The following is a 20,955-nucleotide window of genomic DNA, read 5'->3' on the forward strand; positions in this document are numbered from 1 at the left end:
CACCATGGAACGCGTCACCGCCTGGCTCCAGGAGAAGAACCCCGGCCTCGACGGGCCGATCGACGCCGACGAGGACCTCATCGAGGCCCGGCTCATCGACTCCATGGACTTCCTGGAGTTCATCGACCTCCTGGAGGACCTCTCCGGCACGCCGATCGACCTCCAGGAGGTCACCATCGACGACTTCCGCACCCTCGCCCGCGTCCGGGAACGCTTCCTCACCCCCGCCGGGTGACCCCCGGCGCCTTCGCGGTCGTGGCGACCACCCGGGAAGTCCTCGACACCCCCGGCCTCGGCCCGCACCTCCTCGCCCCCTGGGAGCGCCGGCGCCTCACCGCGATCCGCGTCCCGGCACGCCACGACGACGTCCTGGCGGCCCGCCTCCTCCTCCGGCTCTGCGCCGCCCGGCTCACCGGCCGGCCCCCGGCGGCGACCGGCCTCGCCCAGCACTGCCCGGACTGCGGCCGGGACGGTCACGGCCGCCCGTACCTCCCGGACCGGCCCGGCCTCGGCATCAGCCTGAGCCACGCCGACGGCCTGGTCGCGGCCGCGGCGGGCCCGGGCCCGGTCGGCGTCGACGTGGAACCGGCCGACCGCCGCCCCGGCCCCCTCCCGCTCCTCCGCCGCCTGCTGCCGGACCTGCCGGACCTGCCCGGCGCCGAACCGGACCAGGGCCTCCTCCTCCGCGCCTGGGTCCGCGCGGAAGCCCGCTTCAAAGCGGGCCCCCGCGCCCCGGAGGCCGTACAACACCTCGGGGAGTGGACCGACCGCCCGCGCGGTGCCGTGGCGGCGGTGGCGGCCACCACCCCACCGGCCCTCCTCCCGCCGTCGGTGGTCCTCGACGGGCCGGCCCCTGCCGCCTGGCGCTGATCAGGCGCCCACGTACCGCGCCAGGTGCTCGCCGGTGAGGGTCGACCGCGCGGCGACGAGCTCCGCCGGGGTGCCCTCGAAGACGATCCGGCCGCCGTCGTGACCGGCGCCGGGGCCGAGGTCGACGATCCAGTCGGCGTGCGCCATGACGGCCTGGTGGTGCTCGACCACGATCACCGACTTGCCGGAGTCGACGAGCCGGTCGAGCAGGCCGAGGAGCTGCTCCACGTCGGCGAGGTGCAGACCCGTCGTCGGCTCGTCGAGGACGTACACGCCGCCCTTGTCGCCCATGTGCGTGGCCAGCTTCAGCCGCTGCCGCTCGCCGCCCGACAGCGTGGTGAGCGGCTGGCCCAGGGTGAGGTAGCCGAGGCCGACGTCCATCAGCCGCTCCAGGATCCGGTGGGCCGCCGGGGTGCGGGCCTCGCCCGCCCCGAAGTACGCCTCCGCCTCCGCGACCGACATCGCCAGGACCTCGCTGATGTTCCGCCCGCCGAGCTCGTACTCGAGGACCGCCGCCTGGAACCGCCGGCCCTCGCACTCCTCGCAGGTGGTGGCCACACCGGCCATCATCGCCAGATCGGTGTACGTGACGCCGGCGCCGTTGCAGGTCGGGCAGGCGCCCTCCGAATTGGCGCTGAACAGTGCCGGCTTGACCCCGTTGGCCTTGGCGAACGCCTTCCGGATCGGGTCGAGCAGCCCCGTGTACGTCGCCGGGTTGCTGCGCCGCGAGCCGCGGATCGGGCTCTGGTCGACCGAGACCACCCCGGCGTCCGCCGGGATCGAACCGTGCACGAGCGAACTCTTGCCGGAACCGGCGACGCCGGTGACGACGGCGAGGACGCCGAGCGGGAGGTCGACGTCCACCTTCCGCAGGTTGTTGGCGGTCGCGCCGCGGATCGGCAGGAACCCGGTCGGCGTCCGCACCGACTCCTTCACCGAGGCCCGGTCGTCCAGGTGACGGCCCGTCACGGTGCCGCTCCCGCGCAGCCCGTCCAGGGAGCCCTCGAAACAGATCGTGCCGCCGCCGGTGCCGGCGCCGGGACCGAGGTCGACCACGTGGTCGGCGATCGCGATCGTCTCCGGCTTGTGCTCCACGACCAGGACCGTGTTGCCCTTGTCCCGCAGCCGCAGCAGGAGTTCGTTCATCCGCTGGATGTCGTGCGGGTGCAGACCGGCCGTCGGCTCGTCGAAGACATAGGTGACGTCGGTGAGCGAGGACCCGAGGTGCCGGATCATCTTCACGCGCTGCGCCTCGCCGCCCGACAGGGTGCCCGCGGGCCGGTCGAGGGCCAGATAGCCGAGGCCGATCTCCACGAAGGAGTCCAGGGTCTGGCGCAGGGAATCGAGCAGCGGCGCCACCGAGGGGTCGTCCAACTCGCGCACCCACGCGGAAAGATCGCTGATCTGCATCGCGCAGGCGTCGGCGATGCTGATGCCCTTGATCTTCGAGGAGCGGGCGCCCTCGTTGAGCCGGGTGCCGTCGCACTCCGGACAGACCCGGGTGGTCGTGGCCCGCTCCACGAAGGCGCGGATGTGCGGCTGCAGCGACTCGACGTCCTTGGCCAGGAAGGACTTCTGGAGCTTGGGGATCAGCCCCTCGTACGTGACGTTGACACCCTCCACCTTGACCCGGGTCGCCTCCTTGTGCAGAAGGGTGTCCAGCTCCCGGTCGGTGTACTCCCGGATCGGCTTCGCCGGGTCGAGCAGCCCGGAGAGGCGGTACGTCCGGCCGTACCAGCTGTCCGCCGTGTAGCCGGGGATGGTGAGCGCGCCCTCGTCGAGCGACTTGGTGTCGTCGTACAGCTGGGACAGGTCGATGTCCGACACCCGGCCCCGGCCCTCGCAGCGGGGGCACATGCCGCCGGTGAGGGAGAAGCTGGTCGCCTCCTTCACCTTCCGGCCGCCGCGCTCCACGGTGACGGCGCCCGCACCGGTCACCGAGGGGATGTTGAAGGAGAAGGCCCGTGACGAGCCGATGTGCGGGGTGCCGAGCCGGCTGAAGAGGATGCGCAGCATCGCGTTGGCGTCGGTGGCGGTGCCGACGGTGGAGCGCGGGTCGGCGCCCATCCGCTGCTGGTCGACGATGATCGCGGTGGTCAGCCCGTCGAGCACGTCGACGTCGGGCCGCGCGAGCGTCGGCATGAAGCCCTGGACGAAGGCGCTGTACGTCTCGTTGATCAGCCGCTGGGACTCGGCGGCGATCGTGTCGAAGACCAGCGAGCTCTTCCCCGAGCCGGAGACCCCGGTGAAGACCGTCAGCCGCCGCTTGGGGATCTCGACACTGACGTCCTTGAGGTTGTTCTCCCGCGCGCCGAGCACGCGGATCATCTCGTGGCTGTCGGCGATGTGCGGGGCGGGCGACGCCGCACCGTTCCGCTTGGCCGTGCTCAAAGGTCTCTCCCTCGTCAGGGTGCCGGCGGGTGTGCGACCACCCTAAGCGGGAGGTCCGACAGAGGCGGGGCGTCGGCGGATCCCGGAACCACGGGACCGCCTGTGGCGCACTTGATAGGCAAGTGGTGACTTGCCTATGGTGGCGGTGTGGAGGAGGAACTGTTCAAGGCGCTGGCCGACCCCACCCGCCGGGTGATCCTCGACGAGCTGACCGAACGTGACGGCCAGTCGCTCTTCGAGATCTGCGCCCGGCTGGCGACCCGGCACGGCCTCACCCTCTCCCGGCAGGCGGTCAGTCAGCACCTCGCCGTGCTGGAGACCGCGGGCCTGGTCACGGCCCGCCGCGAGGGCCGCTACAAGTTCCACCACCTCGACACCCGACCCCTGGAGCACATCGTCACGCGATGGCTCACCCCCGCACCCCCGAAGGACGGACCATGAGGATCAACCTGGCCAGCGTCTTCGTCGACGACCAGGAGAAGGCGCTCCGTTTCTATACGGACGTGCTCGGCTTCGAGGTCAAGCACGATGTGCCGCTCGGTGAGGACCGTTGGCTCACCGTCGTCTCCCCGGAGGACCGGGACGGCACCGAACTCCTCCTGGAGCCCTCCGGTCACCCCGCCGTCCCGCCGTACAAGGAGGCCCTGGTCGCCGACGGCATCCCCGCGACCTCCTTCGCCGTCGACGACGTCCACGCGGAACACGCCCGCCTCACCGCCCTCGGCGTCCGCTTCACCCAGCCGCCCGTCGCGATGGGCCCCGTCACCACCGCCGTCCTCGACGACACCTGCGGCAACCTCGTCCAGATCGCCCAGTACGGGTGACCTCCGTCAGTCGCCGACCGCCAGCCGTACCGCGAAGGCGCCGATCACCGTGCCCGTGATCCTGTCCAGGACCCGTCGCGCCCGGGGTTCGCGCAGCCGGGCGCCGAGGGCGGTCGCGGAGGCGATCAGGGCCGTCGACCAGACCATGCCGAGGACGACGTGGACGGAGGCCAGCGCGAGCCCCATCGCGAAGTGCGGGGCCTCGGCCGGGATGAACTGCGGCAGGACGGCGACGTAGAAGACGCCCACCTTGGGGTTGAGCAGATTGGTGAGGGTGCCCTGGCGCCAGCCGCCGGAGAGAGTGTCGCTCCCGCCGACCTCCACCTCCCCGCCCGGTCCCGGCCCACCGCGCCGGAAGGTCTCGGCGATCATGCGGACCGCCATCCAGAGCAGGTAGGCGGCTCCCGCCCAGCGGAGGATCTCGTAGGCGAGGTGCGAGGCGGTCAGGAGGGCCGTCACGCCGAGCGAGGTCAGCGCGCCCCAGATCAGGGTGCCGGTCTGGATGCCGAGGACGACGCCCCAGGCACGGGTGCGGCGGCCGAGCGCGGCCGTGCGCAGGATGAGGGCCGTGTCGAGGCCCGGGGTGAGGGTGAGGAGCCCCACGACGAGAGCGAAGGACCAGAGTGCGGTGCTCGATGCCATGGACGGCCACGGTATCGCAGCCCTCCCGCCGACCCCGCGTGGCCTCTTCCGGGCGCTCTTCTGCTGGCCCCGCGCGACCCCTTCCAGACGCTCTTCCATCGGCCTTTCGCGGCGCTTCCGCCGCTCCTCCGAGGCGCTTCCGCCGCCTGGCCGCGCCCCTTTCTGCAGGCCCTCGGGGGCTCTCCCCGCCCGCCCGGCACCGGCCGTCCCGCCCGTCCCTAGGGTGGCCGCATGAGAGAACTGTTCCTGACGGACCGGCAGGCGTATCTGCGGTGGCTGGATCTGCCCGGTGACGGGCCCGTGCGCGTCTTCCTCCACGGGCTCGGCTGCACGGCGGCCTCCGACTTCGCGCACATCGCCGCCCACCCGGCGCTGGGCGGCGGCCGGGCCCTCCTGGTCGACCTGCTGGGGTACGGGCTGAGCGACCGGCCCGCCGACTTCGACTACCGGCCCGAGGGGCAGGCCGCGGCCGTGGCCGCGCTCCTCGACCACCTCGACCTCACCGGCGTCCACCTCGTCGGCCACTCCATGGGCGGCGCCGTCGCCATCCACCTGGCGGCGGCCCGGCCCGGCCGGATCGCCCGGCTCGTCGTCGCCGAGCCCAACCTGTACGCGGGCGGGGGCGCGTTCAGCAGGCCGGTGGCGCGCCAGGCGGAGGAGGACTTCGTCCGGATCGGGTTCACGAGGATGCTGGCCCTCGCCGACCGGGCCGACTACGCGGCACGGCTGCGACTCGCCGACCCGCGGGCCGTGCACCGCAGCGCGGTCGCGCTCGTCGCGGGCGGCGACCCCGAGGCCGGTGACGTGCTGGCCGCGCTCACGCTGCCCCGGGCGTTCCTGGTGGGGGAGAAGAGCCTGCCGGACCGGGCGGCCGAACAGTCGGCGGCGATGGGTGTGCCCGTCCTGGAGGTGCCCGCCGCCGGCCACAACCTGATGCTCGACAACCCCGACGGCTTCGCCGACGCCCTCGCCCGCGCCCTGACGCTCCCTCAGTAGGACCCTCTCGGCCACCGCGACACGGGGCCCGCGCAGAGGGCTCGCGCCGGGCCTCCGCCGCTCCCTACGCGCGGCGCGCCTATGGTCGGGAATGCCTCCTGGCAACGGCTCGCCGTGAAGAGCAGTGAAGGGCAGGGAAGAGAAAGGGAGTTGACATGTGCTGACGAAGCCTCATGCCGTGCGGCATCATCACGCGCGGCGCCGTCCCGTGAAGCGGCATCCAACTCGGACTCGCCGCTCTGCCGGCCCTGCCCCTCACCTTCCTGCCACTCACCTTCCTGCCCGGGGCCGAGGCCCGGGCCGCCGACGGCCTCGTCTCCGCGGGCAAGCCGGCCGCGTCCTCGTCCATGGAGGGCCCGGGCTCCGGCGACCGGTGCGACTGGATCTCCGCACCTCGGACCGGATGGTCGACCACTTCCGGGCCTTCCGCGCGGCCACCGGCGACACCACCTGGGACGCGGCCCGCACCGCCCACCAGACGCGGATCGCCGACCTCCGGTCCACGTACGCCCCGAGCACCGACCTGCTCCCCGACTCCGCCGTCGACGACGCCGTGACCAGCGGCGACCCGAACAAGATCGCCACGAGCTACAAGCTCAACGGCACCCGGATCCCCAGTGGCAGCGAGGCCGCCTTCTTCGCCCCTTCGCCGTCGCCGCGATGACCGAATCCGGCAGCCAGGCCTGGCTCGACGCCCTCTGGAACAAGGCGGTGGCCACCCCGATCGACACCGGAAGATACTTCTCGGCGAGCATCCAGCTCCAGGTGTTGATCACGGTCTCCGGCAACCACGGGGTCCCGTAAGGGCGTTCCCCGCCCTGGAAGCCGCACGGTTCAAGAGGGACCGCCACGCCGTCCGCCGGAACTCCCGGTCATGATCACCCGATCGGGTGAGCGGGCGGCGGGGCGGGCCCGTCCATGGTCCATGCTGGCCCGGCACGCGCCCCCGAGCGGGGCACCCCACCCCTTCCCTCCAGGAGCCGGCCGGCATGACACCCCGTACGACCCCGGGCGAACGCCCCGAAGAGAAGGCCCTGTTGCTGGCCGCCGGCCTCGCCGACCTGGTGGCGGACTCGATCGGCACCGCCGCCGGATCGCTCCGCTCCCTCCTGGGCCGCTCCGACTCCGGCGACCTCGCCCACGAGGCCGTCGCCGACCTCCAGGCCCGGGGCCGGCTGGCCCTCGACCGCCTCGCCCTCGACCAGCACGGCACCGGCGGCCTCCCGCACATGGAGGTCCTGGCCCGCGCGGCCGCCGCCCGCCGGGCCGCCGCCCCGGCGGACGCCGATGCGTGACGCCTGGGCGCCGGAGGAGTTCAAGGCCCGCACCGACGCGGTCCTCGCCGGCTTCCTCGACGAGGAGGCCGCGGAACTCCTCGCCGTCGACGAAGCCCTCGACCCGCTCGCCGAGGCCCTGCGCGCCACCGCCCGTCACGGCAAACGGCTCCGCGCCGCCTTCTGCTACTGGGGCTGGCGCGCCGCCGGGCAGCCCGACAGCGACGCCCTGATGCGGGCCGCCGCCGCGATGGAACTCGTCCACGCCGCCGCCGTCGTCCACGACGACCTCATCGACGACAGCCCCCTCCGGCACGGCCGCCCCACCGCCCACCACGCCTTCGCAACCCTGCCGGACAAAGCTCTGCCGGACGGAGCCCAGCCGCACAAAGCCCACCCACACACAGTCACGCCGCCCACAGCTCCGCCACCCACAGCTCCGCCACCCACAGCTCCGCCACCCACAGCTCCGCCACCCGCAGCCCCGCCGCACACCAGCCGACGCCCCCGGCCGGCGGAGGCCCGCGCGCTCGCCCTGCTCCTCGGCGACCACCTGATGGCCCTCGCCGGCCGCCTCTACACCGAGTCCGGCCTGCCCGCCGCGTACCTCTCCCGGGGCCGGCCCCTCTGGGCCGTGCTCGCCCGCGAACTCGTCGCCGGCGAAGCCCTGGAGATCCTGCACACCGGCGGCGCCCCGGACACCGGCACCTCCCTCAAGGTGATCCGGTACAAGACCGCCAAGTACACCGTCGAACAGCCCCTCCTCCTCGGCGCCCTGCTCGCCGGCGCCCCCGCCGCCCTTCGCGAGGGACTGTCGCTCTACGGGCTGCCGCTCGGCGAGGCGTTCCAGCTCCGGGACGACCTCCTCGGCCTTTTCGGCGACCCCGCCCGTACCGGCAAGGCGCCCCTCGACGACCTCCGTACCGCCCGCCCCACCGTGCTGCTCGCCGAGACCTGGCGGACCGCGGGCCCCGCCCAGCGGGTCCTGCTGCGCCGTGCCCTCGACGGGGACGGGCCGCCGGACGAGGAGGAGCTGCGGAAGGTCCGCGCGCTCATGACGGAGCTCGGCGCGCCCGCCCGGGTCGAGCACATGATCACGTGCCGCGTCGAGGAGGCCGTCCGCACCCTCGACGCCCTCGACCTGCCCGCCGCCGCCCACCGCGCCCTCACGGACCTGGCCCACCGCGCGGCCGTCCGCCACCACTGACCTCGGGAGCGACCGCAGTGACCACGTCCCACGCCACACCCCCCACCCCCTACACCGACGCGGACCTCGACGCCCTGCGGCACAGCGGCGACGAACTCGCCGACGCCGTCGTCGCCACCCTCTTCGAACGCGGCGAGGTCGGCCTCTTCAACTCCCTCATGCGGTACGTCTCCGTCTCCGGCCGGGAACTCCCCGCCGGCCTCCCCGACGTGGCCCGCGAGTACCTGGAGACGACCGCCGTCCCGCCCGCCTGGGTGGACTGGAACGAGATGGAGAAGGCCCGGCTCTTCTTCACCGACAACAACGTCCACATCAACACCGCCCTCTCCTTCGCCTCCATGCCCGCCTGCTACGCCGTCCCCCGCGTGGCCCGCCTGCTCTCCACCACCCACGGGCTGCACTACCCGAGCAAGCGGATGGCGGAGACCGGCCAGTTCACCACCTACCTCATGCGGCCCGACGCCTTCGAGGCCGGCGGGCGGTTCGTCCCCGCCGCCCAGAAGGTCCGCCTCCTGCACGCCTCCATCCGCCACCACCTGACCCGCGAGGACCGCTGGGACACCGCCGCCGACGGGGTGCCGATCTGCCAGGAGGACATGATCGGCGGGCAGATGTTCTTCTCGATGCTCGTCCTCGACAGCCTCCACCGGCTCGGCATCCACATGTCCGTCGAGGGCGCCGAGGCGTACTTCTACGCCTGGCGGGTCGTCGGCGCGATCCTCGGCGTCGACCAGACCGCCGTGCCGAAGACCCTCGACGAGGCGCGCGCCTTCCTCGACCTGTACCTGCTGCGGCACATGGGCCCCTCGGAGGAGGGCGTCGTGCTGACCCGGCAGCTGATCGAGCTGTACGAGGAGGTCGTCCCCGGCACCTTCTTCGACCCGGTCGTCTCCGCCCTGATCCGCCACCTCGTCGGCGACACCTGCGGTGACTGGCTCGGCGTGCCCCGCAGCCGCTGGGACACCGCCGTGAAGGCGCTGCCGGCGCTGCTCGGCGTCCTGGAGTCGGTGGAGGACGCCTCGCCGTTCGCCGCCTGGGCGCTCGACCGGCTCGGCCACCTCACCTCGGTCTTCGAGCTGTCCGCCCTCACCCGGGGCCGGGTCATGCACTACGCCATCCCCGAGCACCTCAGGAAGGAGTACGGCGTCGACACGGGCGTCTCCCGCGCCCGCCGCTGGACCCCGCCCCCGGCCACCGTCTGACGTCCGGCCCGCCCCGGTCCCGTACGGGACCCTCCGCACGGGACCGCCGGGAGGGCTCTCCTCGCAGAGTGGCGCATCCTGTCCGAAAATGGACTCACCGGTGAAGGCGAGGTGCGCATGGACAGCGAGCGAGACGGGCTCGGGGACGGGTCGCCGACCGGCCGGTCCGACCGGTTCACGGTCGAGGTGCGGTCCACGTGGGGCACGGAGACCGTCGTGATCGCCCCGTCCGGGGAGCTCGACCACGACACGGTCGAACCGCTGCGCACCGCCCTGGAGAAGCACGAGGACGCGGCGCGGATCGTCGTCGACTGCGCCGGGCTCGACTTCTGCGACTCCACCGGCCTGAACCTGCTGCTCAGGGCCCGCGCCCGGGCGCTGGAGACCGGTGCGGTGCTCGACCTGGCCGGAGTGCGGCCCCCGGTGGACCGGATGTTCGAGATCACCGGTGCCCGTCAGGTCTTCCGGGTATACGCGGACGTGGACGAGGCTCTCGCCGCCGGCGGGACGGGCGGGGCCCGTCCCGAGGACCTGACGTGACGGGCCCGCCGGCCGTGCGGGAGGGAGAGATGACCGAAGGCGACGGCACACCCGCGCAGACCCGCCGGCTCCTGCTGCGGGAGAGCGCGGGCGCGGTCTCCCGCTGCCGCGACTTCACCGCGCGGGCGCTCGCCGACTGGGGCTGGGTCCCCGCGGAGAGCCCCCGGGAGCGCGAGCGCGTCGAGGACGTCCTGCTGCTGGTCTCCGAGGTGGTCACCAACGCCTGTCTGCACGCCGGCGGCCCGGAGGAGTTCGTGCTCCGGCACACGGACGGGCTGCTGCGGGTGGAGGTCGCCGACCGCAGCCCCGAGCACCCGCACCGGATGGCGCCGCGCCCGCCCTCGCTGCCCGGCGGTCACGGGCTCATGGTGCTCGACCGCCTGGCGAGCGACTGGGGCTCCTCGGACCGGGGGCCCGGCGCCGAGGGCAAGGTGGTGTGGCTGGAGGTCAGCCGTCCGTCTCCTCCTCCGTGGCGCCGTCGTCCAGCAGACCTGCCTTGAGCTCGCCGAGGATCCGGGCGAGCAGCCGGGAGACGTGCATCTGGGAGAGGCCGACCCGCCGGCCGATCTCGGCCTGGGTCAGCTCCTCACCGAAGCGCAGGGAGAGGATCAGCCGGTCGCGGTCGTCGAGCCGGTCGAGCAGCGGTCGGAGCGAATGCAGGTCGTCGATCAGCTCGTAGGCGGGCTCCTCGACGGCGGTGCGCCGGCCGGCCGTGCCCTGCGGTGCGCCGGTCTCGTCGTCGCCCACGGGGGCGTCGAGCGAGTGGGTGGTGTAGGCGTTGGCGGCGAGCTCGCCCTCGGCCACCGTCTCCTCGGTGAGGTCCAGCCGCTCCGCCAGCGCTGCGCGGTCGGGCCGGTGGCCGTCGCGCTGTTCCAGCGCGTCCGAGGCCTTGGCCAGCTCGATGCGCAGCTCCTGGAGACGGCGGGGGACCCGGACGGCCCAGCCGGTGTCCCTGAAGAACCGCTTCATCTCGCCGACGATCGTCGGCAGCGCGAAGGCGGAGAACTCGACCCCCCGGTCCGGGTCGAACCGGTCGATCGCCTTGATCAGCCCGACCGTCCCCACCTGCACGATGTCCTCCATCGGCTCGGCGCGGCCGCGGAAGCGCCGGGCGGCGAACTTCACCAGGCTCAGATTCAGCTCCACCAGGGTGTTGCGCACGTAGGAGCGCTCACGGGTGCCCTCGTCGAGCTCGTGGAGCCGCTGGAAGAGCGACACCGAGAGGGTCCGGGCGTCGTCCGTGGAGGCTCCCAGGGGGTTCTCCGGCACGGGCAGGCCCCCGAGTGCCCGCTGCCGCACGGTCGCGGAAGGGGACGGACGTCGGCAGCTGCGGGTCCGGGCGGAGGGGCTGTATGCGGCTCGGCCGATGGCCATGACATTCCTGTCGACGATTCCGGTGGACCGGCGCCGCCCTCAGAGGGAGGGCGGGTGTCACAGCCCGTCGGTTGAGCATCCTTGTGACAAGCGTTCCCTCTCAGGAGCTTTTGACCCACCTGGGAGTGTTTGGGTCCTTTTTTCTCGGTCAGGGGCTGGCCATGGAGGCAGGTGAGCCGCACCACGCGGCATGCTCCCGGCGGTGCGTACTCGGCGGAGGCCCGGGCACGGCCGGCCGCTTCCGCGACTTCTCCTCACAGACCGTGACGGAGTGGTACGGGCCGCTCTCCCCGGCGGGCCGCAGGGCCGCCGGGGACCTGCTGCTGCTCGTCACCGAGCTCGTCGCCCACGCGGTGCGGCGCGGAGGAGTCCCGTACGAGCTCCGCCTCGACCGCTCCGCGGACGGCGTCTGGCTCCAGGTGAGCGACACCGGCGCGGAAGGACCCTGCCCGGCGGGCCGGCACCGCCCCGGCCTCCCCTCCTGGCACTGCCTCTACCTGGTCCAGCGGCTCGCCGAGGTCTGGGGCTGGGTGCCGCGCGACCGGGGCAGGACGATGTGGTGCGAGGTCCGCTTCCCCCGGCCGGACACCGGGGCCGCCCGGCTGTCTGAAGGGGCCGCGGGCGGGTAGCAGCCCGGAAGGACGACCCCGCCGCCCGGCGGGGGTTCCGGACCGGAGGAGGTGCCGCGATGGACGAGGTCCGGCTCTCCGCATACGAACGACGTGTACTGGCCGAGATCGAGGAGGACCTGAGCGCCGACAGCGGTCTCGCCCGGCGCATGGCCGGGCACCGGCCCTCCCCCCACCTGCCCCGACCGCGGATCACCCTCCGCGGCGGTCTGGGCGCCGCCCTGCTCGGGGCGACGACGCTCACCCTGCTCGTCCTCGCGGTGGCGACCTCGGCCCCCGCCCTGGTCTGGGGCTTCGCCGCCGCCTGGGTGCTGACGCTGGTCCTGCTGCTGCGCCTGGTGGTCCGCTGGACCCGGCGGCGTGCGGGCGGCGGGCCGCCCGGCGACTGACCCGGCAGACGACCCGACCGAGAGAGGAGCCCACGATGCCCCGCGGATCGAACGCCAAGCGCGAGAGGCAGTACGAGCACATCAAGCAGAGCGCCCTGGACCGCGGCGAGAGCAAGGGACGCGCCGAGGAGATCGCCTCCCGCACCGTCAACAAGGAACGGGCCCGCTCGGGCGAGTCGAAGACGGCGAGCAAGAGCTCGACCCAGGACATGTCCTCCTCGCGGCGCGGCGGGAAGCGCTCGCACAGCGGCTCCGAGGGACCGACCTACGACCAGCTGTACGCCGAGGCCCAGCGCCGCAACCTGCACGGCAGGTCGCAGATGAACAAGGCCGAACTGAAGCGGAAGCTCGGCCACTGAACCACCGAGGACCCCGGCGCCCGGCCTCTCCCCGGACCGGCCCGCCGGGGCCCGCCCCTGTCGCCCGGTCTCAGCCGGCCGCGCCGCCGGGCGCCGTCGGCGGGGCGCCGACCACGCCCCGTACGACCCCGAGGGTGAACAGGTCCTCCGGGCGCAGCCGGAGGCGGTCGGCCGTGGCGTCCGCCTCCTCCGGGGGGCGCTTCAGGATGGCGGTGGCGAGCTCGGGGGCGATCACGGAGAAGTACGCGTCCGGGGTGGCCCAGGTGTTGCCGGGGGCGGCGAGGGCGAGCGCACCGCCCGAGCCGCCCTCGCCGATGAGCAGCGCGGTGACCGGGACGCGCGCCTCGGCGACGGCGCCGAAGAGCTCCGCGATGGCCGGGCCCGCACCCGCCCGCTCCGCCTCCGCGTCGTTGGCGGCGCCCGGCGTGTCGATCAGCGTGAGCACCGGGATCCCCAGCCGCCCGGCCGTCCGCACCAGCCGGGCCGCGGTGCGGAAACCGGCCGGCCGGGTCGCGGTCCCGCACTGGGCCGCGTACGCGACCGTACGCCCGTCCGGCAGCCGCCCGAAGCCGCAGCGCATCCCCGGGTCGGTGCCGCCCGCGCGGTCGCCGGACAGCTCCGCCCGCTCGGTGAACACCTCGGCGAGATAGCGGTCGGCCCGGGGACGCTCCGGGTGCCGGGCGCGGGCCACCGCCTCGCGCCCGCTCGCCGACGGCTCCGTGGAGCCGAGCGCGTACGGCGGCGGGACCGGGCCCTCGGCCGGGCGGGTGAGCAGCGACAGCCAGCGGCCGAGGACCGCCCGCAGCTCCCGCGCCGGGACGACGGCGTCCACGTGCCCGTGGGCGAGCTGCGCCTCGGCGGTGTACGCGGCCGGGTCGGCGTCCGGCGGCCGTACCCGGGAACCCGCGAAGCCCACCTGGGCGCCCGGCAGCGCGAGGACCACGTCGGAGCCGGCCCCGAGGGTGGCCCACCCGCCACCGGTCGTCGGATCGCGCAGGACCGCCAGCTGGGGCAGACCGGCGGCCCGGGTGAGTGCCGCCTCCCCGGCCAGCCGCTGGAGCTGGACCAGCGCCCGCATGCCCTCGTGCATCCGGCTGCCGCCGGTGGCCAGGAGGACGGTCACGGGCAGCCGGTGCGCCCGGGCGTGGGCGTGCGCGGCGGCCACCCGGGCGCCGGTGCCCTCGCCGATGGAACCGCCGAGGAAGCCGAACTCGAAGGAGACGAGGACCGTCCGCGTCCCGCCGACCGTGCCGGTGCCGCAGACCACGGACTCGGACACGCCGGAGCGGGCGGCCGCCGCGGCCCTGGCCGCCCCGTAACCGGGCCAGCCGATCGGCCCGTCGCCCGCGGACGGACCCTCGGGGGAGGGGAGTTCGGCGAAGTCGCCGGTCACGAGGGCCAGTGCCTCGCGCGCGTTCGCAGGTGCTGTCATCGGGGCCTCCCGCCCGTCGCCCGGCGAGCCGCGGGAAGGGTCCGGAGCCCGTCCCGCCACCGTACCGCCGAGTAGCAGGCGGGCAGGGGCCCACGGCCCGGGTGCGGCGGAGATCACTCCGGGCGTACGACGGTGGCAGCCGCCTCAGGCCATGATCCCGCTCCCGTGCGGCGCGTACAGGTCGAGCAGTCGCACCCGGGTCACCTGGAGCCGGTGCGCCAGGATCGACCCCACCCAGAAGAACACCGCCGACCCGAACTCCACGTCCGTGTGGCACATCGACCGCACCGCCGTCGCGTCGAACTCGTACGCCCGGACGGGGGTCATCGCCTCCGCCCCCGACTGGCACAGATACGGCGGGAACAGCCAGGACAGACCCACCAGTTCACCGTGGCGGAGGGTCTCGATCACCGGCGACCCGCGCCCCGGCACCCGGGCGTCCAGATTGACCGCGCCCGTCTTCACGATCCAGAACCGGTCCGCGTGCTGCTGCTCCTCGAAGAGCCGGTCCCCGGACTCGAAATACACGTCCTCGGCGAAGGCCATCAACCGCTCGCGGTGCTCCGCCGGCAGCGCACTGACCTTGGGTGCGGCACTCCTCATGACGGGCCCTCCTCCTCACGCGTACGGCTCCGCTCCCAGTGTCCACCGGCCCCGGCCGGACCGCAGGCGACGCGGGCCCGGCATCCCGCCCCGCACCGCCCCGGCACGCCCCCGGGGTGCGGCCGGGCGGGGCGGAGCGGAGCATGAGACCGAGGAGGGAACGAACAGAAGGGGGTGTGAGCCAGGAGGGTGACATGCCCGTCCCGGAAGTGCCCGCCAGGGAAGCGTCCACTCCGGACGGCGGCGACGCGCTCGTCGTCCTGAGCCGGGTCGACAAGCACTTCGGGACCCTCCACGTCCTCCAGTCCGTCGACCTCACGGTCCACCGGGGCGAGGTCGTCGTCGTGATCGGCCCCTCCGGCTCGGGCAAGTCCACCCTCTGCCGGGCGATCAACCGCCTGGAGACCATCGACAGCGGCGAGATCCGCGTCGACGGCCGACCGCTGCCCGCCGAGGGCAGGGAACTCGCCCGGCTCCGCGCCGACGTCGGCATGGTCTTCCAGTCCTTCAACCTCTTCGCCCACAAGACCGTCCTCGACAACGTCACCCTCGGACAGATCAAGGTCCGCAAGAAGAACCGCAGGGCCGCCGAGGAACGGGCCCGCGCCCTCCTCGACCGGGTCGGCGTCGCCGCCCAGGCCGACAAGTACCCGGCCCAGCTCTCCGGCGGTCAGCAGCAGCGCGTCGCCATCGCCCGCGCCCTCGCCATGGACCCCAAGGTGATGCTCTTCGACGAACCGACCTCCGCCCTCGACCCCGAGATGATCAACGAGGTCCTGGAGGTCATGCGGCAGCTCGCCGACGAGGGCATGACCATGGTGGTCGTCACCCACGAGATGGGCTTCGCCCGCTCCGCCGCCCACCGCGTCGTCTTCATGGCCGACGGCCGGCTCGTCGAGGACGCCACGCCGGACGAGTTCTTCGGCAACCCGCGCAGCCCCCGCGCCCGCGACTTCCTCTCCAAGATCCTCCACCACTGAGCCAAGATCCTCCATCACCGAGCCAGAGATCCTCCATCACCGAGCCCCCGGGGTGATCACCATGAACCCGACCAGGACCACCAGGACGCTCCTCGCCTCCGCCACGGCCCTCGTCCTCGCCCTCGGCTCCGCCTCGCTCGCCCACGGAGCCGTACCGCGCGACCACTCCGACGAGGACCGGATCACCATCGGCATCAAGTTCGACCAGCCCGGCCTCGGACTCAAGACCCCCGACGGCACCTACACCGGCTTCGACGTCGACGTCGCCACGTACATCGCCAAGCAGCTCGGCCACGAACCCGACGAGATCGTGTGGAAGGAGGCCAAGAGCGCCGACCGCGAGACCATGCTCCAGCGCGGCGACGTCGACTTCATCGCGGCCTCGTACTCGATCAACGACGAACGGGCCGAGAAGGTCGACTTCGCCGGCCCCTACCTCCTCGCCCACCAGGACGTGCTGATCCGCGCCGACGACGACTCCATCAAGCAGCCCTCCGACCTCAACGACAAGCGGCTCTGCTCCGTCACCGGCTCCACCTCCGCGCAGAACGTCAAGGACAGGATCGCCCCCGACGCCCAGCTCCAGGAGTACGGCGGCTACTCCGAGTGCCTGACCGGCCTGGAGAACGGCGTCATCGACGCCCTCACCACCGACGACTCGATCCTCGCCGGATACGCGGCCCAGGACCAGTTCGAGGGCAAGTTCAAGCTCGGCGGCTTCGAACTGAGCAACGAGAACTACGGCATCGGCGTCCAGAAGGGCAGCGAACTCAAGGAGAAGATCAACGACGCCCTGGAGAAGATGGTCGACGACGGCTCCTGGGACGCGGCCGTCGAGAAGAACTTCGGCCCGGCGAACTACCAGAACGAACCGGCCCCGCAGATCGGCGTGATCGTCGAGTGAGCCGGCCGCCGTGTTCGACTTCCTCGAAGGCTACGACCTCCTGGGCGCCTTCTGGGTGACCGTCCAGCTCACCTTCTGGTCCGCCCTCGGCTCCCTCGTCTGGGGGACGCTGCTCGCCGCCATGCGCGTCGGCCCCGTCCCCCTCATGCGGGGCTTCGGCACCGCCTACGTCACCATCGTCCGCAACATCCCCCTCACCGTCATCATCGTCTTCACCTCCCTCGGCCTCTTCCAGACCCTCGGGATCAGCCTCGGCGCCGACCGCTTCACCGCCATCAACTTCCGGCTCGCCGTCCTCGGACTCACCGCCTACACCAGCGCCTTCGTCTGCGAGGCGCTGCGCTCCGGCATCAACACCGTCCCCCTCGGCCAGGTCGAGGCCGCCCGCGCCATCGGCCTCAGCTTCCCCCAGGTCCTGCGGATCATCGTGCTCCCGCAGGCCTTCCGGTCCGTCGTCGGCCCGCTCACCAACGTCCTCATCGCCCTCACCAAGAACACCACCGTCGCCGCCGCCATCGGCGTCGCCGAAGCCGCCCTGCTCATGCGGGAGATGATCGAGAACGAGGCCCAGCTCATCCTCATCTCCGCGATCTTCGCCTTCGGCTTCGTCTGCCTCACCCTGCCCACCGGCCTCCTCCTCGGCCGGCTCGCCAGAAAGGTGGCGGTCAAACGGTGAAGCACGCCACCAAGGACGAGACCGCCACCGTCCTCTACGACGTCCCCGGCCCCCGTGCCCGCCGCCGCAACCTGCTGTGGACGGTGCTCTTCCTGCTCGCCCTCGCCGCCGTCGTCTGGTGGGTGATCGACGGGCTCGCCGCCAAGAACCAGCTGGAGGCGGCCAAATGGGAGCCCTTCTTCACCGACGGCCGGATCTGGGAGACGTACCTCCTGCCCGCCCTGAAGAACACCGTCATCGCCGCCGGCCTCGCCATGGTCCTCGCCCTGCCGCTCGGCGCCCTCCTCGGCATCGCCCGCCTCTCCGACCACCGCGCCGTCCGCGCCACCGTCGGCACCGTCGTCGAGTTCTTCCGCGCGATCCCCGTCCTCATCCTCATGCTCTTCGCCAACGCCGCCTACGCCGAGTTCACCGACATCAGCCCCGAGAACCGCCCCCTGTACGCGGTCGTCACCGGCCTCGTCCTCTACAACGCCTCCGTCCTCGCCGAGGTCGTCCGCGCCGGCATCCTCGCCCTCCCCGCGGGCCAGACCGACGCCGCCAAGGCCATCGGCATGCGCAAGGGACAGACCATGGCGTACGTCCTCCTGCCGCAGTCCGTCACCGCCATGCTCCCCGCCCTCGTCAGCCAGCTCGTCGTCATCGTCAAGGACACCGCGCTCGGCGGCGCCATGCTCGGCTTCGCCGAACTCCTCGCCTCCGTCCGCCCCATGAGCGCCAACTACGGAGCCAACACCATCGCCTGCTTCACCGTCGTCGCCGTCCTCTTCGTCCTCCTCAACCTCGCCCTCACCACCTTCGCCTCCTGGCTGGAACGCCGGCTGCGCCGCGGCAGACGCTCCACCGGCGCCGTCGTCGGCGCCGAGGCCGTCGAGGAACTCGCCGCCCCCGGCGAACAGCTGGGGGAGGGCCGCGGCGGCCCGTGACGAACCGTCCCCGCAGGAGCTCCACCGTGACCGCCCCCGGTCGCCGGGCGGACCCCCGGAGACCGGCGCACCATGGGGAGCATGGACCGATCGACGGGCGACCTGGCCGCCCTCAGCACACCGGCGCGGGTCGCGGCACCGGACGAGGGCCTCACCCCGCAGGAACTGGCCCTCGCCACCCGCAACCACGGACTCCCGCTGGAAGCCCTGCGCTACGAGGTCACCCCACCCGGCCTCCACTACGTCCTCGTCCACTACGACATCCCCGACACCGCCCCCGACGGCTGGCGGCTCACCGTCGGCGGCCGCGTCCTCCGCCCCCTCGACCTGGACCTCGACGCCCTCCGCGACCGGCCCGCCGTCACCCGCCGCGTCACCCTGGAGTGCGCGGGGAACGGACGCGCCCGGCTCAGCCCCCGCCCCGTCAGCCAGCCCTGGCTCGTCGAGGCCGTCTCCACCGCCGAATGGACCGGCGTCCCGCTCGCCGCCCTCCTCGCCGAGGCAGGCCCCGCGGAGGACGCCGTCGAAGCGGTCTTCACCGGTGCCGACCACGGCGTCGAGCGCGGTGTCGAACAGGACTACCGACGTTCCCTGCCGCTCGCCACCGCCGCCGACCCCGGCCGCGACGTCCTCGTCGCGTACGCCATGAACGGCGCCCCGCTCCCGCCCCAGCACGGCAGCCCGCTCCGGCTCGTCGTCCCCGGCTGGTACGGCATGGCCCACGTGAAGTGGCTCCGCGAGATCACCCTCACCGCCACCCCCCACACCGGCTTCCAGCAGACCGCCGCCTACCGCATCCGCCAGGAGCCCGACGAGCCCGGGGAGCCCGTCACCCTCATCGCCCCCCGCGCCCTCATGGCCCCGCCCGGCTTCCCCGACTTCATGTCCCGGGCCCGCGTCGTCCGTCCCGGCCCCGTCCCCCTCACCGGCCGTGCCTGGTCGGGCCACGGCCCCGTCGTCCGCGTCGAGGTCAGCGAGGACGGCGGCGCCGCCTGGACCGACGCCGAGGTCCTCCGCGACCCCGCCCACCCCTGGGCCTGGGCCGCCTGGCACACCACCTGGACCGCCACACCGGGCCTGCGCCACCTCACCGTCCGTGCCACCGACGCCACCGGCCGCGTCCAGCCCCTCACCGCGCCCTGGAACCGCGGTGGCTTCGCCAACAACCTCGTCCAGCGGGTCGAGGTCCTCTGCGCCCCGGAGCCGGAGCCGGAGCCGGAGCCGGAGCCGGAGCCGGAGCCGGAGCCCTAGCCGGGGCGACCCGTCCCGCCGGGGACGCCGTAAAGTCGGTCCTGTCGCCCAGACCAGTCCCCACGAGGAGATTTCCGTGACCGACCCGGCCGTGACCGACCCGGCGCCCACCGCCCGCCAGCAGCAGATCGCCCGGGAGCTCCAGGTCTCCGAGACCTTCGACCCGGCCGTCGAGATCGAGCGCCGGGTGGCCTTCCTCGCCGAGCGTCTCACCACCACCGGACTGCGCTCCCTCGTCCTCGGCATCAGCGGCGGCGTCGACTCCACCACCACCGGCCGCCTCTGCCAGCTCGCCGTCGAGCGCGCCCGCGCCGCGGGACACCGGGCGACCTTCTACGCCATGCGCCTGCCGTACGGCGTCCAGGCCGACGAGCAGGACGCGCAGACCGCCCTCGACTTCATCCGCGCCGACCAGGTCCTCACCGTCGACGTCAAGCCCGCCAGCGACGCCGCCCTCGACGCCTGCCTCGCCGCCGGGGTCACCTTCCGCGACGCCCACCACCAGGACTTCGTGCACGGCAACATCAAGGCCCGCCAGCGCATGATCGCCCAGTACGCGGTCGCCGGCGCCCAGGACGGCCTGGTCGTCGGCACCGACCACGCCGCCGAGGCCGTCTCCGGCTTCTTCACCAAGTTCGGCGACGGCGCCGCCGACCTCGTCCCGCTCACCGGCCTCACCAAGCGCCGCGTCCGCGCCGTCGCCGCCGAGCTGGGCGCCCCCGCCTCCCTGGTCTGGAAGGTCCCCACCGCCGACCTGGAGACCCTGGACCCGGGCAAGCCCGACGAGGACGCGCTCGGCGTCACCTACGACGACATCGACGACTTCCTGGAGGGCAAGCCCGTCGCCGAGGCCGCCTACGCCTCGATCGTCCGCCGCTACGACCTCACCGAGCACAAGCGGCAGCTGCCGGTCGCGCCCTGAGCGCTTGACGACGCCCCGAGAGGCTGAGCGCCCGGCGCCGGACAAGCGGATCCTGGAAGGGGAGCCCCACCCCCGGGGCCCCGGAAGGGAGCACGTCATGTTCGGCGAGACGACGGCGTACAGCAGCTTCTCGGTCGACGACCTGGACGCCGCCCGGCACTTCTACGGCGACGCGCTCGGCCTGACCGTGGAGGAGAGCGGGACCGGGGACATGCGGGTGCTGTTCCTGACCCTGCCGGGCGGGGCCCGGGTCTTCGTCTACCCCAAGGAGGACCACACCCCCGCCTCCTTCACCGTCCTCAACTTCGAGGTCGACGACATCGACCGGGCCGTCGACGACCTGGTGGGGCGCGGCGCGACCTTCGAGCGCTACCCCGGCTTCGAGGCCGACGAGAAGGGCGTCGTACGGCCCGGGGAGGGCGAGGAGGGCCCGAAGGGCATCGCCTGGTTCACCGACCCCGCCGGCAACGTCATCGCGGTGATGCAGGCCGGTTAGGGCCCGCCGGCGGCGGACTGTGATCAACTGTGCGGGCGGGGGAGCACGCGGCAGGAACAGCAGCAGGA

General features: G+C 73.4%; 27 protein-coding genes. 22 read left to right on the forward strand and 5 right to left on the reverse strand.

The annotated features are described in order from the left end of the window. Positions 1–4: 4 nt before the first annotated feature. Both QK442_RS05940 and QK442_RS05945 read left to right on the forward strand, forming a co-directional pair. Positions 5–235: an acyl carrier protein gene (locus tag QK442_RS05940; RefSeq protein ID WP_282692743.1), complete on the forward strand. Its 231-nt coding sequence runs from the start codon at positions 5–7 to the stop codon at positions 233–235. Further along, positions 232–870 (forward strand): 4-phosphopantetheinyl transferase, encoded by a 639-nt coding sequence (locus QK442_RS05945; protein WP_282692744.1) that lies wholly within the window; start codon positions 232–234, stop codon positions 868–870. Before QK442_RS05940 ends, QK442_RS05945 begins: the two co-directional genes overlap by 4 nt. Here the strand turns inward: QK442_RS05945 and QK442_RS05950 are convergent, their stop codons facing one another. Continuing rightward, positions 871–3,198 carry an excinuclease ABC subunit UvrA gene (locus tag QK442_RS05950; protein WP_282692804.1) on the reverse strand — a complete coding sequence of 776 codons (2,328 nt, stop codon included), beginning with the start codon at positions 3,196–3,198 and terminating at the stop codon, positions 871–873. A gap of 210 nt (positions 3,199–3,408) precedes the next feature. On the opposite strand from QK442_RS05950, the gene QK442_RS05955 reads away from it, so the two are divergent. Both QK442_RS05955 and QK442_RS05960 read left to right on the forward strand, forming a co-directional pair. Then, positions 3,409–3,702, forward strand: coding sequence for a metalloregulator ArsR/SmtB family transcription factor (locus QK442_RS05955; protein WP_282692745.1), 294 nt, complete (start codon positions 3,409–3,411; stop codon positions 3,700–3,702). Then, a complete protein-coding gene (locus tag QK442_RS05960; protein WP_282692746.1) occupies positions 3,699–4,085 on the forward strand; it encodes a VOC family protein in 387 nt (128 codons plus the stop codon). Before QK442_RS05955 ends, QK442_RS05960 begins: the two co-directional genes overlap by 4 nt. Before the next feature lie 6 nt (positions 4,086–4,091). On the opposite strand, the gene QK442_RS05965 is transcribed toward QK442_RS05960, so the two are convergent. Then, positions 4,092–4,727: a LysE family translocator gene (locus QK442_RS05965; protein ID WP_282692747.1), complete on the reverse strand. Its 636-nt coding sequence runs from the start codon at positions 4,725–4,727 to the stop codon at positions 4,092–4,094. 231 nt (positions 4,728–4,958) lie between these two features. On the opposite strand from QK442_RS05965, the gene QK442_RS05970 reads away from it, so the two are divergent. The 8 genes from QK442_RS05970 to QK442_RS06005 all read left to right on the forward strand — a co-directional run bounded on the left by QK442_RS05970 (position 4,959) and on the right by QK442_RS06005 (position 10,446). Then, on the forward strand, positions 4,959–5,723 hold the full coding sequence (locus QK442_RS05970) for an alpha/beta hydrolase (RefSeq protein ID WP_282692748.1): 765 nt from the start codon (positions 4,959–4,961) through the stop codon (positions 5,721–5,723). 373 nt (positions 5,724–6,096) lie between these two features. Continuing rightward, positions 6,097–6,387, forward strand: coding sequence for a hypothetical protein (locus tag QK442_RS05975; protein WP_282692749.1), 291 nt, complete (start codon positions 6,097–6,099; stop codon positions 6,385–6,387). After that, a complete protein-coding gene (locus QK442_RS05980) occupies positions 6,384–6,527 on the forward strand; it encodes a hypothetical protein (RefSeq protein WP_282692750.1) in 144 nt (47 codons plus the stop codon). The genes QK442_RS05975 and QK442_RS05980 overlap by 4 nt, the downstream gene beginning before the upstream one ends. A 185-nt stretch (positions 6,528–6,712) precedes the next feature. Further along, entirely contained in the window at positions 6,713–7,018 is a 306-nt protein-coding gene (locus tag QK442_RS05985; RefSeq protein WP_282692751.1) for a polyprenyl synthetase, read from the forward strand. Then, positions 7,011–8,204 (forward strand): polyprenyl synthetase family protein, encoded by a 1,194-nt coding sequence (locus QK442_RS05990; RefSeq protein WP_282692752.1) that lies wholly within the window; start codon positions 7,011–7,013, stop codon positions 8,202–8,204. The genes QK442_RS05985 and QK442_RS05990 overlap by 8 nt, the downstream gene beginning before the upstream one ends. 17 nt (positions 8,205–8,221) lie before the next feature. Next, positions 8,222–9,406 carry an oxygenase MpaB family protein gene (locus tag QK442_RS05995; protein ID WP_282692753.1) on the forward strand — a complete coding sequence of 395 codons (1,185 nt, stop codon included), beginning with the start codon at positions 8,222–8,224 and terminating at the stop codon, positions 9,404–9,406. 117 nt (positions 9,407–9,523) lie between these two features. Then, complete coding sequence (locus QK442_RS06000) at positions 9,524–9,946, forward strand: STAS domain-containing protein (protein WP_282692754.1); 423 nt, start codon at positions 9,524–9,526, stop codon at positions 9,944–9,946. A gap of 29 nt (positions 9,947–9,975) precedes the next feature. After that, positions 9,976–10,446, forward strand: a complete 471-nt coding sequence (locus QK442_RS06005; RefSeq protein ID WP_282692755.1) for an ATP-binding protein — start codon at positions 9,976–9,978, stop codon at positions 10,444–10,446. Here QK442_RS06005 and QK442_RS06010 read toward each other — a convergent pair. Continuing rightward, the gene (locus tag QK442_RS06010) at positions 10,394–11,320 is read right to left on the reverse strand and encodes a SigB/SigF/SigG family RNA polymerase sigma factor (RefSeq protein WP_282692756.1); all 927 of its coding nucleotides are present in this window, start codon (positions 11,318–11,320) and stop codon (positions 10,394–10,396) included. The genes QK442_RS06005 and QK442_RS06010 overlap by 53 nt on opposite strands. 263 nt (positions 11,321–11,583) lie before the next feature. Here QK442_RS06010 and QK442_RS06015 point away from each other — a divergent pair, with 263 nt between their 5' ends. The 3 genes from QK442_RS06015 to QK442_RS06025 are packed head-to-tail and all read left to right on the forward strand — an operon-like array spanning position 11,584 to position 12,697. Next, positions 11,584–11,949 (forward strand): ATP-binding protein, encoded by a 366-nt coding sequence (locus QK442_RS06015; RefSeq protein WP_282692757.1) that lies wholly within the window; start codon positions 11,584–11,586, stop codon positions 11,947–11,949. Positions 11,950–12,008: 59 nt separating this feature from the next. Then, a complete protein-coding gene (locus QK442_RS06020) occupies positions 12,009–12,338 on the forward strand; it encodes a DUF3040 domain-containing protein (RefSeq protein ID WP_282692758.1) in 330 nt (109 codons plus the stop codon). Positions 12,339–12,373: 35 nt separating this feature from the next. Then, positions 12,374–12,697 carry a plasmid stabilization protein gene (locus tag QK442_RS06025; protein WP_282692759.1) on the forward strand — a complete coding sequence of 108 codons (324 nt, stop codon included), beginning with the start codon at positions 12,374–12,376 and terminating at the stop codon, positions 12,695–12,697. 70 nt (positions 12,698–12,767) lie between these two features. Here the strand turns inward: QK442_RS06025 and QK442_RS06030 are convergent, their stop codons facing one another. Beyond that, a complete protein-coding gene (locus QK442_RS06030) occupies positions 12,768–14,129 on the reverse strand; it encodes a carboxyl transferase domain-containing protein (RefSeq protein ID WP_282692760.1) in 1,362 nt (453 codons plus the stop codon). Positions 14,130–14,273: 144 nt separating this feature from the next. Next, positions 14,274–14,732 carry a cyclic nucleotide-binding domain-containing protein gene (locus QK442_RS06035; protein WP_282692761.1) on the reverse strand — a complete coding sequence of 153 codons (459 nt, stop codon included), beginning with the start codon at positions 14,730–14,732 and terminating at the stop codon, positions 14,274–14,276. 194 nt (positions 14,733–14,926) lie between these two features. Between QK442_RS06035 and QK442_RS06040 the strand changes: the two genes are divergently transcribed. The 7 genes from QK442_RS06040 (at position 14,927) to QK442_RS06070 (ending at position 20,887) form a co-directional block, all read left to right on the forward strand. Further along, the gene (locus QK442_RS06040; protein WP_282692762.1) at positions 14,927–15,712 is read left to right on the forward strand and encodes an amino acid ABC transporter ATP-binding protein; all 786 of its coding nucleotides are present in this window, start codon (positions 14,927–14,929) and stop codon (positions 15,710–15,712) included. Between the two features lie 61 nt (positions 15,713–15,773). After that, positions 15,774–16,616, forward strand: a complete 843-nt coding sequence (locus QK442_RS06045) for a glutamate ABC transporter substrate-binding protein (protein WP_282692763.1) — start codon at positions 15,774–15,776, stop codon at positions 16,614–16,616. Between the two features lie 10 nt (positions 16,617–16,626). After that, complete coding sequence (locus QK442_RS06050; protein ID WP_282692764.1) at positions 16,627–17,292, forward strand: amino acid ABC transporter permease; 666 nt, start codon at positions 16,627–16,629, stop codon at positions 17,290–17,292. Further along, the gene (locus tag QK442_RS06055) at positions 17,289–18,218 is read left to right on the forward strand and encodes an ABC transporter permease subunit (protein ID WP_282692765.1); all 930 of its coding nucleotides are present in this window, start codon (positions 17,289–17,291) and stop codon (positions 18,216–18,218) included. The genes QK442_RS06050 and QK442_RS06055 overlap by 4 nt, the downstream gene beginning before the upstream one ends. An 81-nt stretch (positions 18,219–18,299) precedes the next feature. After that, complete coding sequence (locus tag QK442_RS06060) at positions 18,300–19,469, forward strand: sulfite oxidase (protein ID WP_282692766.1); 1,170 nt, start codon at positions 18,300–18,302, stop codon at positions 19,467–19,469. Positions 19,470–19,560: 91 nt separating this feature from the next. Beyond that, positions 19,561–20,391 carry an ammonia-dependent NAD(+) synthetase gene (gene nadE / locus QK442_RS06065; protein WP_282692805.1) on the forward strand — a complete coding sequence of 277 codons (831 nt, stop codon included), beginning with the start codon at positions 19,561–19,563 and terminating at the stop codon, positions 20,389–20,391. Positions 20,392–20,488: 97 nt separating this feature from the next. Further along, positions 20,489–20,887 (forward strand): VOC family protein, encoded by a 399-nt coding sequence (locus QK442_RS06070; protein ID WP_282692767.1) that lies wholly within the window; start codon positions 20,489–20,491, stop codon positions 20,885–20,887. The last annotated feature ends 68 nt before the right edge of the window (positions 20,888–20,955 follow it).

It is taken from the genome of Streptomyces sp. CC208A, assembly GCF_030010625.1.
Taxonomy (GTDB): domain Bacteria; phylum Actinomycetota; class Actinomycetes; order Streptomycetales; family Streptomycetaceae; genus Streptomyces.